Annotated in this window: 11 protein-coding genes; all 11 read left to right on the forward strand. The window is 29.7% G+C overall.

Going from position 1 to position 16,991, the window contains the following annotated elements; genetic code table 11:
- The first annotated feature begins 11 nt into the window (after positions 1-11).
- A complete protein-coding gene (locus tag ACE3PD_RS09865) occupies positions 12-1,577 on the forward strand; it encodes an N-6 DNA methylase (protein WP_374401985.1) in 1,566 nt (521 codons plus the stop codon).
- Positions 1,567-2,691, forward strand: coding sequence for a restriction endonuclease subunit S (locus ACE3PD_RS09870; protein WP_374401987.1), 1,125 nt, complete (start codon positions 1,567-1,569; stop codon positions 2,689-2,691). The genes ACE3PD_RS09865 and ACE3PD_RS09870 overlap by 11 nt, the downstream gene beginning before the upstream one ends.
- A gap of 12 nt (positions 2,692-2,703) precedes the next feature.
- Positions 2,704-4,497 carry a DUF262 domain-containing protein gene (locus ACE3PD_RS09875; protein ID WP_374401989.1) on the forward strand — a complete coding sequence of 598 codons (1,794 nt, stop codon included), beginning with the start codon at positions 2,704-2,706 and terminating at the stop codon, positions 4,495-4,497.
- Entirely contained in the window at positions 4,487-6,706 is a 2,220-nt protein-coding gene (locus ACE3PD_RS09880) for a DUF262 domain-containing protein (RefSeq protein ID WP_374401991.1), read from the forward strand. The genes ACE3PD_RS09875 and ACE3PD_RS09880 overlap by 11 nt, the downstream gene beginning before the upstream one ends.
- Positions 6,707-6,713: 7 nt before the next feature.
- Complete coding sequence (locus tag ACE3PD_RS09885) at positions 6,714-9,860, forward strand: type I restriction endonuclease subunit R (protein ID WP_374401993.1); 3,147 nt, start codon at positions 6,714-6,716, stop codon at positions 9,858-9,860.
- 6 nt (positions 9,861-9,866) lie between these two features.
- Positions 9,867-11,939: a Piwi domain-containing protein gene (locus ACE3PD_RS09890; protein WP_374401995.1), complete on the forward strand. Its 2,073-nt coding sequence runs from the start codon at positions 9,867-9,869 to the stop codon at positions 11,937-11,939.
- 32 nt (positions 11,940-11,971) lie between these two features.
- Positions 11,972-12,538 (forward strand): hypothetical protein, encoded by a 567-nt coding sequence (locus tag ACE3PD_RS09895; RefSeq protein WP_374401997.1) that lies wholly within the window; start codon positions 11,972-11,974, stop codon positions 12,536-12,538.
- 21 nt (positions 12,539-12,559) lie between these two features.
- On the forward strand, positions 12,560-13,120 hold the full coding sequence (locus tag ACE3PD_RS09900; RefSeq protein ID WP_374401999.1) for a hypothetical protein: 561 nt from the start codon (positions 12,560-12,562) through the stop codon (positions 13,118-13,120).
- Positions 13,121-13,157: 37 nt separating this feature from the next.
- Complete coding sequence (locus tag ACE3PD_RS09905) at positions 13,158-14,012, forward strand: TIR domain-containing protein (RefSeq protein WP_374402001.1); 855 nt, start codon at positions 13,158-13,160, stop codon at positions 14,010-14,012.
- A gap of 1,043 nt (positions 14,013-15,055) precedes the next feature.
- Positions 15,056-15,472 carry a hypothetical protein gene (locus tag ACE3PD_RS09910; protein ID WP_374402003.1) on the forward strand — a complete coding sequence of 139 codons (417 nt, stop codon included), beginning with the start codon at positions 15,056-15,058 and terminating at the stop codon, positions 15,470-15,472.
- 271 nt (positions 15,473-15,743) lie between these two features.
- Positions 15,744-16,388: a DUF6266 family protein gene (locus ACE3PD_RS09915; protein ID WP_374402005.1), complete on the forward strand. Its 645-nt coding sequence runs from the start codon at positions 15,744-15,746 to the stop codon at positions 16,386-16,388.
- The last annotated feature ends 603 nt before the right edge of the window (positions 16,389-16,991 follow it).

Here is a 16,991-nt window from a genome sequence, read left to right on the forward strand (position 1 = left end):
AGAATAATATAATGGCAAAAAAGGATACTGAAAAATCAAAAGCAATTGAAGAAACACTTTGGCAATCGTGTGATAAATTAAGAGGTTCTGTAGATCCTGCGGAATACAAACACGTAGTCTTAGGGTTAATATTCTTAAAGTTTGCTAGTGATAAATTTGAAGAAAGAAAAGCAGAGATTATTGCAGAAGGAAAAGAAAAATATGTAGAAATGAAAGACTTCTACAATATGAAAAATGTTTTCTTTTTAGAAGAAATCTCAAGATGGTCTTATATCAGTAAAAATGCCAAACAAGACGATTTAGCTTTAAAAATTGATACTGCACTACATACAATCGAAAAAAACAATCCAGCTTTAAAAGGTGCATTGCCTGATAATTATTTTTCACGTTTAGGTTTAGATAAAACCAAATTAGCTTCATTGGTAGATAAAATTAATGAAATCAATACGCTTGAAGATAAAGAACATGATATTATTGGTCGTGTTTACGAATACTTTTTAAGAAAGTTTGCTATCAAGGAAGGAAAAGGTAAAGGAGAATTTTACACTCCAAAAACCATTGTAAATCTTATGGCTGAATTAATTGAACCTTACAACGGTATCATTTATGACCCAGCTTGTGGTTCGGGTGGTATGTTTGTTCAGTCCATTAAATTTATCGAAAATCATCAAGGAAATAAAAAAGAAATATCTATTTACGGACAAGAATCCTCTCCTACTACCTATAAATTGGCAAAAATGAACCTTGCCATAAGAGGTATTTCTGCAAATTTAGGATTAAAACATGCCGATACTTTCCATGATGACCAACACAAAGATTTAAAAGCCGATTACATTATGGCAAATCCTCCATTCAATCAAAAAGATTGGAGAGGTGAAAATGAACTAAAAGATGACCCACGTTGGAAAGGGTATGATGTACCTCCAAAAAGTAATGCCAATTATGGTTGGATATTAAATATGGTTTCTAAATTATCAGATAATGGCGTGGCAGGTTTCATTTTGGCTAATGGTGCTTTATCAGGTGGTGGCGAAGAATATAAAATCCGAAAAGCTTTAATAAAAAACAATCTTATTGAAGCCATTATCATTATTCCTCGTAATACATTCTATACAACCGACATTAGTGTAACGCTTTGGATAATAAACAAGAATAAAAAAGAACGCACCATACAAATTAACGACCGTCAAAAAAACTACCGTAACAGAGAAAAAGAAGTCTTGTTTATGGATTTAAGACGTTGGGGCAGCGAATATGAAAAACAATTCGTAGAACTAACCGCAACTGATATTGAAAAGATTGCAGAAAACTATCACAACTGGCAACAAACAGACTGGGAAACAACGTATAAAGACGTTCCTGAGTTTTGCAAATCAGTACACTTTGACCAATTAAAAGAAAACAAATATTCATTGGTACCAAGCAAATACATCGATTTTATAGATGTAGATAGCAATATCGATTTTGATACCGAAATGAAACGCATTCAAAAAGACTTTAAAGCATTGCTTAAAGAGGAAAAAGAAAGCCAAGAACAATTAATTAACGCTTTTAAAACACTTGGCTATGAGTTATAAAAGATTAGGTAATTATATTCAATTGGTAGATAACCGTAATAAAGATTTACAGGTTACAAATCTCTTGGGTATTAACATTACAAAAAACTTTATGCCCTCTGTAGCTAATGTTTCTGGCACTGATTTATCTAAATATAAAATTATCCAAAAAGGTCAATTTGCCTATTCTGCTATGCAAGTAGGACGAGATGAAACCATAAGACTAGCATTATATACTGATAATCAACCTGCAATAATTTCTCCTGCATATTCAGTTATTGAAGTAATTGATGAAAATGAACTATTACCCGAATATATGATGATGTGGTTTCAAAGACCTGAATCAGACAGATATGGTTGGTTTATTAGCGATAGTAGTGTTAGAGCAAGTTTAGAATATGACAGACTTTGTGAAATAGAAATCCCAATCCCTCACATAGACGAGCAACGTAAATATGTGGCTTTATACAAAGGTATTTTAACCAATCAAAAAGCCTATGAAAGCAGCTTAAACGATTTGCAATTGATTTGCGATACCTATATTGAAGATTTAATTAAAAATGAACCTCCTAAAATACTTGGAGAGTATATTGAAAGGACTGAGGATAGAAACTCTGATAATAAGATTACTGAAGTTCGTGGAATGAGTACAGAAAAAAAGTTTCGTGTACCTAATTCTAGAGTTAATTTTAACAAACTATCAAACTATCGTATTGTTAAAAATCGAGAATTTGCATATGTTCCAACAACTGATACATGGAGGTGTTTAGCAGTTGCATTATCTGATTTTAATTTTGATATTGTTGTTTCACCAATATATATAACTTTCAAAGTAATAAATGAATTGAAATTATTACCTGAATATTTGTTTCTTTTTATGAAAAGAGAAGAATTCGATAGATACGCACGATTTCATTCTTGGGGCAGTGCCAGAGAAAATTTTAATTGGGATGATATGTGCAATATCAATATACCAATACCTAGTATCGAAAAACAAAAAGCAATTGTAACGATATATCATACATTAGAAGCTCGCAAACGTATAAACGAGCAGTTAAAAGCAAGCATAAAACCTATTTGCCCTGTATTAATGCGTGGGGTGGTACAAAACGAACTAATGGCAAATGCAAATTAAGTACAGCTAACAATGAACAACGACATAAAACTAAAAACCATTACAGAACTATTAGGGTATCATTTCTATATCCCCGATTATCAGCGTGGCTACCGCTGGACACAGCATAATGTTTCACAACTATTAAATGATATTTGGGAATACCGTAACGAAACCGATAATCAAAATAAGTTTTATTGCCTTCAACCTTTAGTAGTACGCAAAAAACAATGGCAAGATGCACAAGGCAATACTATTGAGGGTTATGAGCTAATAGATGGGCAACAGCGTTTAACCACTTTGCATAGAATTATTAGTTTTTTAAGCAGAGCTGTAGGTATTGAAAATTTTAAAAACGAGTACGGAAAAGACCTTTATACATTAGATTATAAAACACGTCCAGAAACCAAAGCATTTCTGCAAACTACAGATTATAATGATACTAAACCCGATTTATATTATTTAAGTCAAGCCTACGCAACCATAGAAGAATGGTTTACATTAGACGGTAATGCTATTGGCAGACAAGGTAAAAACACTTTTTTAGATACCTTATTACCAACCGTGAGAACTGATAATAAATTACCCGAATGGAGTGTTCAAGTAATTTGGTACGAAATAAATGATGCTTCACAAAGCAGCGAAGATTTATTTATTCGTTTAAACAGAGGTAAAATTCCACTTACCAGTGCCGAATTAATTAAAGCAAAATTCGTTAACCAAAACAGTTTTAAAGAATTTACGGATGAGCAAAAAACTAAACGAAAAACACAACTGATACAGTTATGGGACGAAATTGAAAACCAACTGAATAATCCAAAATTTTGGTCGTTTATCAGCAACAAACCTTTTAACTCATATAGCAATAAAATAGAATACTTATTTGATATTGCCACACACAAAGGCAATTCAAAAGATCCATTGTATAGCTTCATCCATTTCTTCAACGAAAAAGAAACTGCAGATACACTATGGAATAAATGGGTTACAATTGAAGAAATATTTAGAGCTCTTAGTTTTTGGTTTACTGATAAAAATTTATATCATAAAATTGGTTATGTAATTGCAACAGGAACAGATATTAACGATTTAATTCATTTAAAGAAAAGCTATCCTAAAAGCAAATTTGAAAGTCAATTGAACAAATTAATTGGTAAAGTAATTCCAGAGGATTGGCAAGAACTAAACTATAATAACAAACATGAATTTTCTAAAATTCTCGATACACTATTATTTGTAAATGTAGAATTAACCAGAACCAACACCAACGAGAATGATTTCTTTCCATTTTATTCCTATAAAAATTCAACCAAAAGTTTAGAACACATTCATGCTCAAAATGTCGTAGGTATCAACGAAAACAAAAAAGAAGATTGGTTAGCTTGGTTAGAAGCTCATCTATCCATTTTAAAATCGGTTGGTATTGACAATCAAAAAGTTGAAAAAATAGTAAAAGAAGTAAACGAAATTCGTGAAACAATTAAATACGAAGACTTTAAAGATGTAAGTAGTAAAATTTTAAGCCTAATACCAAATGATGGTGAAGATGAGAATGAATACTTACACAAAATAAACAATTTAGCAATTCTTTCCATTGAAGATAATAGCATATTAAGCAATTCTGTGTTTGAAGTAAAAAGAACAAAAGTAATAGAACTAGACAAAAAAGGTTCGTTTATTCCTATTGCTACTAAAAGAATATTTCTAAATTATTATGTAGGTGAAGAATACAAACAAAGTTGTGTTTGGACAAAAACCGAAAGAGATAATTATCTCAAAGAAATGGAAAAATGTATAACGCCTTATTTAGTAGAAAATGAAGCTTAGTTTTTTAGATATATTAGAGCAAAAAATTGAAATTCCTATTATTCAAAGAGATTATGCTCAAGGAAGAATAAACAAACAAGTAGATAAAATCAGGCACGATTTTTTAGATGCGTTATTTACAGCAATTGAAAAAAGAATTGCTTCAAATAGTTACGAACTAGAATTAGATTTTGCTTATGGGTTTCAAAGAAATACCTCAAATGATAATACATTTATTCCTATCGATGGGCAACAAAGATTAACTACGTTGTGGTTACTTCATTGGTTTATAGCTAATAAAGAAAAGGAAGAAGAACAAAACTTGGCTAATTTTATGTACGAAACCAGATATAGTAGTACAATATTTTGTCAAGAACTAATAAAATTTAAACCAAACTTTGATAAAAAAACAATAGCACAAGAAATCAAAGACCAATCTTGGTATTTTGAAACTTGGGATTACGACCCTACCATACAATCAATGTTGGTAATGCTAAATGCTATTGAAGAAAAGTACAATAATTTATCGCAAACTCCCATTTGGCAAATAATTACCCAAAATGGTGGTCCATTCTTTTTCTATAAACTGAATATGGACAGTGTGGGCTTATCAGATGATTTATATATCAAAATGAATTCAAGAGGCAAACCACTAACCGAATTTGAGTATTTTAAAGCTAATTTTGCAGATTTAATTACATTTCCTCAATTAAAAGAACGCTTCGAAAAATCTATCGACCAAGAATGGATTGATAGTGTATGGAATGTAATTCTGCAAGAAGATATTGAAGAAGATATTGCTTTAATTGTTGATAATAGCTTCCTAAATTTGTTCAATTACCTTACTGGAATTTTAGCAGCTAAAAAAGAAATCAAATACAAGAATACTTTCGAAAGTAAAGAAACACTTAAATTAATATTTGAGCATAAAGAAGATTTTGAATTTGTATTCGATATTTTAGATGCAATTTGTAAACAATTAAATGAAAACCCAGATTTTTGGATAAATCATTTTTACTTTGAGAAAGAACAATTTAATAAAGACAAATGCCGATTATACTTCTTGCATCAAGAAGAAAATCTATTAAAAAGATGTTTGTTAGTTTACGATGAAAACAGAGGTTTTTCATTGCAAGAACATTTGTTGCTTTACATTTGTTTAATTCATATTAAAACTCCAATAAATGATTTTTCAAATCAGTTCCGATTATTGAGAAACATCATAATAAATTCTGACTTTCAATTAAGAAACGAAACAATTGGTGCTAATTATTCCGAAATAGAAAATTATTTAAGAAACTATGATTTAAGTAAACTTAAAACTTTTAAAACCGACCAAATTAAAGAAGAAAAAGAAAAACAACTATATATTCAATCAAATAGCAATAGTACAGAATATATCAATAAATTAGAAGATTCTGATTTATTAAGAGGTTGTATTTCAATCTTTGATTTTGATAACAAATTAAAAGATAGAGCCATACAATTTTTAGATTTTTTTGATGAAAATGAATTTACCAAAGATTTTAATGTAAGAAGCAATGTTTTACTTTCATTTGGTGATTACTCCCAAAATGATGTTGGTGGTTGGTTCAACTTAATGTCATCAAATACAACTGTAATTAGAAGATTTTTCACAACACCAGGGTTTGGAAAAAACAAAGATATTTATAGTAAAACCAGACCTGTTTTAAACAAATGCCTTGATTTTTTAAATGGCAATTCAAAAACTTATAATCAAATTATTCAGGATTACATACTCGAATCAGAGAAAAATGGTAGAGATTGGAAATACTACTTTTTAAAATACCCATCATTTAGAAATAATTGTAACAAAGGATTTTATTATTGGTTTAATGCAAATACTGATTTTCATTTCAATAAAATGAAAGAAAAACAATTCAATGGTTACAATTGGTGTCCTTTCCTATTTGAAATAAATATCCAAAATCAATCCAAACATGTAAGTTTAGAGAATTATAACAACTATTTAGAAATATTTAGACATAAATCTACAATAGGCATTCAATTTTTTCAAAATGAAATTAAACTAGTAAATCGCAACAAAGAGGAAAGAGAAAATTGGATGTATGAAATGTTATTAGAACAAAATAGCATTAATGAAGAAGGAGAAATAAAAATACTCCAAACCAAAGAAAATTTAGATGCAGAAGATAGAATTGAAAAACTACAAAATCTTGTTTTAGAAATTCTTGAATTGAAAAAGTAAAATTGATATGAAATTTACAGAAGCCAAACTAGAAGAAGCATTTATTGAATTATTAGGTAATGAAAATTATCCTCATTATCTAGGCAATACTATTACTCGTAATCCTGATGAAGTTTTAATCGAGGAAGATTTAGTTGAGTTTCTTCTTAATCGTTACAAAAAGGAAGGATTAACAGTTACGGAAGCAAAATCAATCGTTTTGCAACTAAAAACATTGTCTTCTGCAGACCTTTATGAAACGAACAAAACAATAATGCGTTGGTTGGCTGATGGGTTTTCTTTCAAAAGAGAAGATAGAAACAATAAAGACATTTGGGTCTATTTAATTGATTATTCTAAAGACAACAAAAACTCTTATAAATTTGTCAATCAACTTGAAATAGTTGGAACTGAAAAAAGAATCCCTGATGGTATTATTTATATTAACGGTATTCCTGTTGTGGTTTTTGAATTTAAAACTGCCATACAAGAAAACTGCACTATTCACGATGCTTATACACAGTTAACCACACGTTATCAAAGAGATATTCCAGAACTTTTCAAATACAATGTGTTTTGTGTAATAAGCGATGGCGTTAACAACAAAGCAGGTTCATTTTTTACTTCTTACGAGTTCTTTTATGCATGGCGTAGAGTTTCTGGTCTAGCAAAAGAAGTCGATGGGATTGATAGTATGTTCACTTTAGTACAAGGAATGTTACATCAAAATAGATTAAGAGATATAATACAAAACTTTATTTACATACCCGATAGCTCAAAAAAGAATGAAAAAATAGTATGTCGTTACCCTCAATATTATGCAACAAACGCATTATTTGAAAACATAAAAAAAGCACAAAAACCACAAGGTGACGGAAAAGGCGGTACTTATTTTGGTGCTACAGGATGTGGAAAAAGTTTTACAATGCTTTTTCTAACAAGAAAATTAATGAAGAGTGTATTTTTTGAAAATCCCACTATCATTTTAATTACAGACAGAACCGATTTAGACGACCAACTTTCTGATGAATTTACAAATGCAAAAAATTTCATTGGAGATAATACAATTACCAGTGTTGAAAGTAGAGCCGAATTAAGAGAATTGGTTCAAGGTAGAGCGAGTGGCGGTGTATTTTTAACAACCATACATAAATTTACAGAAGATACCGAATTACTGACTGATAGAGCTAATGTTATTTGTATTTCTGATGAAGCTCACAGAAGTCAAACCAACCTAGACCAAAAAGTAAAAGTAACTGAAAGTGGCGTAAAAAAGACTTTTGGTTTTGCCAAATACTTACATGATTCTCTACCAAATGCTACTTATGTTGGGTTTACAGGCACACCTATTGATGCAACTTTAGATGTTTTTGGAAAAGTAGTTGATGCCTACACAATGACTGAATCTGTAAAAGATGAAATCACGGTTAGAATAGTTTATGAAGGTCGTGCAGCTAAAATAGCTTTACAAAATAGTGAACTAGAAAAAATAGAGGAATATTACCAAGTTGCAGAAGAATCTGGAGCAAATGAATACCAAATAGAAGAAAGTAAAAAGCAATCGGCTAATATGAATGCTATTTTGGGTGACCCAGACAGACTAAAAGAATTAGCTTCAGATTTTATTAAACACTACGAAAACAGAATTTCTGAAGGTGCTACTGTAAAAGGAAAAGCAATGTTTGTATCAAGTAGTCGTGAAATTGCTTATGAGTTTTTCAAAAATGTAATTGAATTAAGACCCGAATGGAATAAAATTAAAATAGCCGAAGACGGTGCAACATTATCTGATAAAGAGAAAAAGGAAATTAAACCAATGGAACGTATCAAAATGATTATGACCAGAGGAAAAGATGATCCAAAAGAATTATACAATTTATTAGGCACTAAAGAATATAGAAAAGAATTAGACCGTCAATTCAAAAATGAAAAATCAAACTTCAAAATAGCCATTGTAGTGGATATGTGGCTTACAGGTTTTGATGTTCCTTTTTTAGATAGTATTTATATTGACAAACTAATACAACAACATAATTTAATACAAACAATTTCAAGAGTAAACAGAAAATTCAAAGGCAAAAATAAAGGTTTAGTAGTAGATTATATTGGCATAAAAAAGCAAATGAATTTAGCATTAGCCAAATACTCTAAAGGCGAAGGAGATAATTTTGAAGATATTCAACAATCATTGGTAGTGGTTAGAAACCATTTAGATTTAATCGCTAACATAATGCACAATTTCGATAGTACTAAATATTTCAATGGTTCATCATTAGAACAATTGAATAACTTAAATATGGCTGCTGAATTTGTGCAACAAACGAAAGAAATTGAAACTCGTTTCATGGGCTTAGTAAAAAGGTTAAAAGCAGCTTATGATATTTGTGCCGGTAGTGAACAATTGACTCAAACAGAAAGAGATTACACTCATTTCTATTTAGCCATTAGGTCTATTGTTTTCAAACTAACAAAAGGAGATGCACCAGATACAGCACAAATGAATGCTAAGGTTCGTGAGATGATTAAAAATGCATTACAAAGTGATGGTGTTGAAGAAATTTTCAAAATGGGTGATGAAACGCAAACGGAACAAGATATTTTCGACGAAGACTATTTAGCTAAAATTGATAAAATAAAACTACCAAATACTAAAATAAAATTACTACAACAGTTATTAGCAAAAGTAATTGGAGAATTAAAAAAAGTCAATAAAGTCAAAGGGGTTGATTTCTCTAAAAAAATGGAAAGTCTTGTAAACAGATATAACGAAAGAGATGAAAATGATGTGTTTAGAAGTGAAGTTTATGAAGAAATGGCAGAACAACTAACCAATTTAATATGGGAAGTACATAAAGAATTTTCTGCTGGTAACACGTTAGGAATTGATTTTGAAGAAAAGGCATTTTATGATATTCTAATGGAATTATGTGTGAAATATGATTTTACATATCCTGAAGATAAATTAATAGAATTAGCTAAAGCAATTAAAGATTTAGTAGATGAACAAGCAAAATTTCCTGATTGGAGCAAACGAGATGATATAAAATCAGCCCTTAAAGTTGGTTTAATATTATTGTTAGATGAACATGGTTATCCACCTGTAGAACGTGATGAAGTGTATAAAGAAATATTTGAACAAGCTGAAAATTTTAAAAAAAATAGACCTATAAAATAACACATTATGAGCCAACAATTGTATTTCAACCTACTAACTTTTGACTGGCCACAAAAGCCTATAACGCTTTACTTTAGTTTAGAACAAATTAGAGGAAGTGTATCGGTATATAAATCAAACCACCCAAACAACATAAACGAAATATTCCCTAATCTAGGAAATGAGGGAATTGAGAAAATCTACACCACTTTCGATAAAAATGTCGAAGGCACTACCCCATTGGAAATTGATTTCAATGATAAAAATGTTTTTTTCTATAAAGATTTTCTAAACTACAAATTATACCATTATTTTAAATCCATAACAGGTGTAGTAGTTACGCGTAACTTTATCAAAGAACCTCAAATTTGGATTATCAATAAAAATGAAGAAAAGAAGGACTTTTGGGTATTCAATAAGTTTTCTTTAAAAATCCAATTCAGTAAAGTATCAAAATTTCCTGAGTTAGTTATTGCTTATGATGACACTTCAAAAATGTGTAAAAAATCTGTTATTAAAGTATTAGAAGATGTCCCAGCAACATACATAAAAAAGATAATCAATAACAAATCAGTATTGAATTATCAAAAAATTGATGCAGAACTAAAAACAAGTCTAGACCTTGAAAAATCATGGCCTATACTTAATCGTGAGTTAGCTTCAAAACTAAATATCGATGTAGAAGTAGAAAGAACAAAAAATAGATACATACGCTACAAAACAGCTATTGATGAGTTTGTTCAAACCTATTTAAACAATGTAGATTTTAAAACCCTTATTCCCTTACATTCCTTAAACTACTTACCAGTTGAGGAAACAAGAATATTATATGTAGACAGAAGTTGCAATGACCTTGTATTCAAAGGTGGTGAAATTGGTTTTACTCCAAAACTAGACTTTCCAACAAAAGGTGCTTTGGTAACTTCACCAAAACCAAACATTACGATTTTTTACATCTATCACGAAAGTCACGCTGATGTTTGTAAAGAATTACATAATCATTTGCAAAAAGGAACAGGAACATATTACAAAGGCTTATACAAATTTGCTAATATCGAATTCCATACCGATATGTCATTAGCAATAAAATACAAAGATGAAAATAATCCATTACCAGAGATTATAGAAAAATTAAACAATAGTAATTTCAATTACGAAAACACTTATGTAGCATTTTACATTAGTCCTATTGCAAAGTTTGACGAAGATAAAACACGTAAAAAAGTATATTACAGAGTAAAAGAAGAATTACTCAAAAGAAGAATTATTTCTCAAGTAATTGATTTTGATAAACTAAAATCAAAAATCAACAACTATCAATTCGAATTAAACAACATATCATTAGCCTTGTTAGCTAAATTAGAGGGTAAACCTTGGCAGCTTTCCACAAGTTCAAACAAAGATTTAATTATAGGTGTTGGAGCTTTTAAAAATGTAGACGAAAACACTAACTACGTGGCAAGTGCTTTTAGTTTCAACAATAGTGGTTCATTTAAAAAGTTCGAATACTTTACCAAAAGTGATACAAATCTGTTAGCAGGTTCAATTTGCGATGCAATACATCAATATGCAAACCTTGAAGAGAATCCTACTAAAGTAGTCATTCACTTTTACAAAGAAATGAGCGACAAAGAGTTAAAACCCATCATTCAAAAAATGAACAGGCTAAATCTCGATTGTCCTTTATACATCATCAACATTAATAAAACCAATTCAGAAGATTTAATTGCTTTTGACAATAATTGGTACAATCGTTTAATGCCAAAAAGTGGTACCATAATAAACATTGGGAAAAAAGAATACCTACTTTTCAACAATACAAGATACAACGATTCCGAAAAACATTCAGAACAAGAAGGCTATCCATTCCCTATAAAACTAAAAATTTCATCACCCAATAACGAAGAAGATTTAGACAATTTCGAAATCAAAAAACTTATTGAACAAGTATATCAATTCAGTAGGCTATATTGGAAATCATTAAGACAACAAAACGTACCAATAACCATCAAATACCCAGAAATGGTAGCCGAAATAGCACCTCACTTCGAAAGTGGTAACATTCCACCTCACGGTAAAGAGATATTGTGGTTTTTGTAAAATATTAAGTTCAAACATTTTTAACAAATATTATGAGTTTTAAAAACATATTTTTTAAACAAGAAAATCCTGAAAAATTATCAGATTTTCAAATTATAGATTTTGTAAATACTTTATTAAGTATCAATTATAAAATAGAACTGATAAATGGTTTAACAAATGTAATAAACGATGAAAATATTCAATTTGAAAATATTGTAGTATTCTCTAATCCAAATAAATATAGTTTTGATAATAATAGAGTTAATTTATCTAATGATGCCTTTTCAGATTTTTTAATTTCAAATGGTCATTTTTCATCTATTTACCCTAACTTATTAATAAACGACTACAACATTATATCTTATTACTTTTCACATTTTAGAAAAATATTTTTTAATATAGATGAAGATTTCAAAAGAGATTGGTCTCTAAATAAAGCTATTAAATTATATAATGCTAACATATTGAAATCTGAAGATATTAATAATAATATACACGATACAGCTTTCCAAAAAACAATTGAATTTCTAAAAGGTTTTTTTACAGATCAATCAATTAAATATGGTATTCCTGAATTATTAAAAAATATTGATTCTAAAACTGAAGAAATATTATAAAGAAGGAATAATTATGAATCGATGTTTCTTGCCTTTAATGATGAGGAGATTGAAAATTCTGATTATAGAAAAAAATACATATCAGACATTATCAGTTTAATTCGTATTAATGATTTTCCTCAGATATATCACATTAACACTACTGATTTTTATCTTGATAATTTCTCTTTCAACAATTTTATAGATTATGAAAACTTTGCAATCAAAAGTATTTCACATGAAAGTCCATGGTCAATCTTAGGGCTAATAGAAGTTGGAGCTGTTATATACTCTTTTTATTTTGGTTATTTAAAACTTCAAAATTACAAGGTAAATATCCAAAAGAATAAAAAAGATATTCAAAAAAATGATATAGAATTAGCTGATAAAAAGAATGCTAAAGTTATAAAACTAATTGAAGAAATCACCAAATCTAACTCAGATTTAAAGAATATTACAGACAATATAGAAAAAATAAAAGATCCTTTCATAAAGTTTGAATTATTAAATGAATTGGAAAATTGTGTTTACAAATTACAATCTTCTACAAAAAAATATAGAATTTCAATTGCACTAGATGATTTGAAAACTTCATTGCAATAATTGATTAATTGTTAATCTAAAACTTTAAGAAAAATCTATGAATCCAAGTTATTATCAAAATCAAATAAATAAAATAGAAAAAGATATTGCAGATTTTCAAAAAAAAATTGCAGAAGAGAGTAAAAAGGAGAATGATAAGAATAAACAAATTGATACAGTAAATAAATCAATAAATAAAAATACTTCTTTATCTTCATTACAAAGTAAGCATAGACAAATACAAGGTTATCAAAACGATATTTATAATTCTAAGAAGAAAATTGCCGAGTATCAAAAAAAAATAGCAGATAAATCAATAGAGTTAGGCAGAAAAAAACAAGATTTAAGAAAGGCAGAAGAAAACGAATTAAAAAAACAAAATAAACAACAAGTAGATTTTCAACTTAGCCTTCAAAAAAAAATTGATGAGCAAAAATCTCAATTAGATTTTTTAATTAATCAAAATTACTCCTCTAAGCAAACGACTCAAAATATAGATAATTATAAAAATAAAAAATATGATTTTTTTATTTCACATGCATCTGAAGATAAAGACGATATAGTAAGAGATCTTGCTGATTCACTAAAAAATAATGGTTTTGAAGTTTGGTATGACGAGTTTGAATTAAAAATTGGTGATAGTTTAAGAAAAAAAATTGATGCTGGTTTGAGAAATTCAAGATTTGGTATAGTTATCATTTCACCATATTTTGTTAAAAAAAACTGGACTGAGTATGAATTAAATGGCATGGTAGCAAGAGAAATGAATGGTCATAAAGTAATTTTACCAATTTGGCATAAAATATCAAAAGATGAAGTACTTGAATTTAGTCCAAGTTTAGCTGATAAAATGGCACTCAACACTTCAATTCACTCAACTGTAGATATAATTAATGCACTAAAAGAACTATAATATTCCCATCATGAGATTTTCAAATATGAGTAATTCATAATTACAATAGTATTAAGTAATTTGTCTTTTATTTTTAATTCAACAACACTAACTATTAATTTATTACAATTAATTATATATACATTAATAGGAACGCTATCGCTGTCGTATTTGCGTCCCACCCAGCCCAACGCTCCCCACCGCTTAAGTGGTTTCTCCCACCGCACTCAGCACTTGTTTTTCCCTATGTGCAGTACTTTTCCTTGTCTGTTTTATTCTCCCAACCCCATCGCACATAAAACAGCCAGATAAAAGCACTGCACTCCCAACCCAAAAACAAGAGCTGAAACCCAACGCTAAAACCACTCCCAAGCTATATTTACATAATGATGGCAACATTATAGTTCAAAAAAAAGAGATAATATTGGAAAAACGTTATTTTTTTGAACTATAATTTCATTATGTAAAATAGCCGCGCTCCAACGCTCCCACCCGAAATAGGAACAGTATTTTCATTGTTTTTTGAAGGTGCAATACAATTCCATAACAACATTACAGCAAGCATTGAAAACCCTAATTTCAATCAACACTCTTGCACCCTCAAAAATCAAAGCCTAAAAAGAGTAACAAATTTTTGTGCTGGATATAAAGCAGTTTTATTTGTTTTTTCAATGGTTTTTATATCCATCCCATAAAATTTGTTACCCTTTCAGAACTACCCGATTTAAAAAGAAAATCCCACCAAAAAACAACTCCCGATTAAGTCAAGGAAACAAAACAAAAAAAATAAAAAAAAGAATGCAAAGGTAAGTTTCGGGTTTACAAAAAAGCAAGTTCAAGCCTACGGTTTTTAAAAAAATCTCCACCCAAACATTTCCAATCCACTTCCCGATTAAACAACGAAAACCCTATTCCAGTTCAACCATATGGGTAGTATTTTTTTAAAAAAACTTGCTTTTTTGAAACCCTACACTAGAACAGATGGCTTTCTTTTTTTTCCTTTTTTCTTTTGAAAAATTTTATGGCGAAGCATGAAATGCGAGCATAACTTTAAATCCGATATTATGACTTATCACAATGTATTTACACACCAAAAAGACAGAGTTTACAGCCAACCCCACTTCTTCGTTTTAAGTAAAGGAAACAATAGCGGAAAACCTCTAAAAGAACCTTGCCCGAACTGCTTCGTAATACTGGTAAAAACCGAAGAAGAAGCCGAAAACCTCTATTGGATAGCATTAAGCTTATGGAAATCAAAATTCTGGCATCAACACTTAGTCGGTTCAGTTATTCCGTTTCTTCGATTACAGGAGTTTAAAAGCAATTTCAGAGATAAAGTGTTACAAATCTACAAGGAACACAAAAAACACACTGAAAACGTGGAAAAACTCAAAAAACTAGAAAGTCTATCAAGTATCTACAGCAAAAATTTAGACACCATAGAAAGATTAAAAGCTGCAATACTTCATTATTACCTCTAATCCAAGCCCGATTTTTTCGGGCTTTTTCTTTAAAAATCTCATTGAAAATTTGCCATATATGACACTAAAAAAATGTTCCTGCATTATTTTGCACTTTGTCATAAATAACTTGTCATAACTCAAACAAAGCAACAAAACGCAAAAGAATGCAAAGCCTTATTTAACAAGAGTTTAGCACAATTATTGCCCTATATTTACACAAATGGTACAGCTCTTGGACAAAGCCGTATCAAGTCCAAACAAATTTCTAATTCTTAAATTTTTAATCCAAATGGGAAAAATTAATCAAGGTATTCTAGGAGGAGTATCAGGTAAAGTAGGTAATGTTATCGGTGGTAACTGGAAAGGTATTGACTACATCAGAGTAAAACCTTCAAATGTTGCAAATCCGAGAACAGCAGGTCAAGTAATGCAAAGAACAAAATTTACTGTGACTTTAGAGTTTTTACAAGCGATTAAGCCTTTTGTTAAAGCAGGTTACAGAAACCTTGCAAACAAAAAGACAGAGTTTAATGCTGCAATGTCTTACATCTTAAACAATGCAATTACAGGAATAGATCCTGATTACATTGTAGATTACACATTAGCACTTTTGAGTAGAGGTGGTTTATCAATGCCTTTAAACCCTTCAGCTGATGCTTCAACTTCTGGAGAGGTTACATTCACTTGGGGAGACAACTCGGCTGAGAGTAATGCAAATGCTACTGATAAAGTAATGTTGTTAGTTTACAACCCAGCTAAGAAAGAATCTGTTTCTATTGTTGGGGATGGGAACACTCGTGTTGATGGTTCTTACAATGTAGCTATTCCAACTACCTATGCAGGAGACACTTTAGAGCTTTTTATAGCGTTTATGTCGGCTGATGGAACACAACTATCAAACAGCATGTATTTAGGCTCTCAAATCGCAGGATAAGTTTAAATTACTTAAAATTAAGTCGCTCACAGTAGCGACTTTTTTTATATATTTACATGCTGACAAATAAATCAACTTTCCTTTATTTACTTGTTTTTAAGCCTTTATTTATATGAATTTGATGCTTATTTGTTGCCCAAACCTTGTAAAGCATTATAAATACTACTAACTTCAAATATTGTATCGGGAAATAAATTTACTTTCTTTTAGTTTTTCTTACTGTCTTTTCCTTGACCTACAAGGGTTTACAAAGATTTATACTTGTTTATGTTTTACCATATTAGTACATTTGTTACACCTAACGTACACCTTCAAGATCAAAAGGTGTAAAAATGTACACCTGTGAAAATTAGTTTAAAAAAGAAAAAATTAAAAAATGGCATGTATAGCCATTACTTAGAATACTACAATGGTTCTAAAATAGATAAAGATGGTAAACGTATTCATATTAGAGAATTTGAATGTAAATCATCAGCAAAAAGTGGACTGATTTAGTTCAAAACTAAGAGAGTGTTTTCAAAAATTATTAACTTTGAAATAGTATGAAAACACCTAAGAAAAAAACAGCAGAGAATTTCATCAAAGACATTCGTAGAAATACAC

The organism is Flavobacterium sp. (assembly GCF_041911335.1).
Taxonomy (GTDB): domain Bacteria; phylum Bacteroidota; class Bacteroidia; order Flavobacteriales; family Flavobacteriaceae; genus Flavobacterium.

What these genes read in the sequence shown, in the direction of transcription:
- ACE3PD_RS09915 (WP_374402005.1), top strand. Translation starts at nt 15,744, where the DNA reads ATGGGAAAAATTAATCAAGGTATTCTAGGAGGAGTATCAGGTAAAGTA.
- ACE3PD_RS09885 (WP_374401993.1), top strand. Translation starts at nt 6,714, where the DNA reads ATGAAATTTACAGAAGCCAAACTAGAAGAAGCATTTATTGAATTATTA.
- ACE3PD_RS09870 (WP_374401987.1), top strand. Translation starts at nt 1,567, where the DNA reads ATGAGTTATAAAAGATTAGGTAATTATATTCAATTGGTAGATAACCGT.
- ACE3PD_RS09865 (WP_374401985.1), top strand. Translation starts at nt 12, where the DNA reads ATGGCAAAAAAGGATACTGAAAAATCAAAAGCAATTGAAGAAACACTT.
- ACE3PD_RS09880 (WP_374401991.1), top strand. Translation starts at nt 4,487, where the DNA reads ATGAAGCTTAGTTTTTTAGATATATTAGAGCAAAAAATTGAAATTCCT.
- ACE3PD_RS09875 (WP_374401989.1), top strand. Translation starts at nt 2,704, where the DNA reads ATGAACAACGACATAAAACTAAAAACCATTACAGAACTATTAGGGTAT.
- ACE3PD_RS09910 (WP_374402003.1), top strand. Translation starts at nt 15,056, where the DNA reads ATGACTTATCACAATGTATTTACACACCAAAAAGACAGAGTTTACAGC.
- ACE3PD_RS09900 (WP_374401999.1), top strand. Translation starts at nt 12,560, where the DNA reads ATGTTTCTTGCCTTTAATGATGAGGAGATTGAAAATTCTGATTATAGA.
- ACE3PD_RS09895 (WP_374401997.1), top strand. Translation starts at nt 11,972, where the DNA reads ATGAGTTTTAAAAACATATTTTTTAAACAAGAAAATCCTGAAAAATTA.
- ACE3PD_RS09890 (WP_374401995.1), top strand. Translation starts at nt 9,867, where the DNA reads ATGAGCCAACAATTGTATTTCAACCTACTAACTTTTGACTGGCCACAA.
- ACE3PD_RS09905 (WP_374402001.1), top strand. Translation starts at nt 13,158, where the DNA reads ATGAATCCAAGTTATTATCAAAATCAAATAAATAAAATAGAAAAAGAT.